The organism is Chromobacterium sp. ASV23 (assembly GCF_016428945.1).
GTDB classification, from domain to species: Bacteria; Pseudomonadota; Gammaproteobacteria; order Burkholderiales; family Chromobacteriaceae; genus Chromobacterium; species Chromobacterium sinusclupearum.
This window is the reverse complement of record NZ_JAELTR010000161.1, coordinates 1-552: the sequence shown is the minus strand read 5'-3', so window position 1 is coordinate 552 and position 552 is coordinate 1. Positions and strand designations below refer to the sequence as shown.

The 552-nt window shown below is 41.7% G+C and carries 1 protein-coding gene; it reads left to right on the top strand.

Features of this window, described 5'->3' with window-relative positions; genetic code table 11:
- A partial coding sequence (locus JHD59_RS22070; RefSeq protein ID WP_233164471.1) for a deaminase occupies window positions 1–552 on the top strand: 552 nt, incomplete at both ends.

The window sequence follows — 552 nt, the reverse complement described above, 5'->3', positions numbered from 1 at the left end:
ATTACAGACTCAGTAAAAGAAGAGCTAAGTTCCTTAGTTCAATCCCTTGCCCCTGAATTGAAAGAAAACCTCCGTCAGATAGACCTAGATGCATGGTCTCTTCAGTTGTCAGCAAGAGCAAAGGAAAGCTCTGGAATTGCTGATTTAATTGAGTTTTCCCGCGCAGTTCATGCAGAAATGGACGCTTTAATTTCATTATCCCGTAGTGGCGGCGGGGTGTCTCAAAATGGGACTTTATATACTACAACATTCCCCTGCCACAATTGTGCACGACATATAATCGCAGCCGGAATAAAGAAAGTTTATTACATTGAGCCATATGAGAAAAGTTTAGCCTTGGCGTCGCATAGCGATGCTATTGATGTTGTTGATTTCGAAGATCCGAGTGCACCATATGATCCTCAGAAAACCTTAAAAGTACAATTTATTCATTTCTCTGGAGTTGCTCCTCGTGTATTCAATGAGCTGTTTTCTCGTGATGGAGGGCGAAAATCTCAGGATGGATCATTTAGAGAATTTGTTGATTATGAAAGCGCTCTCCCAGAGAAGGTT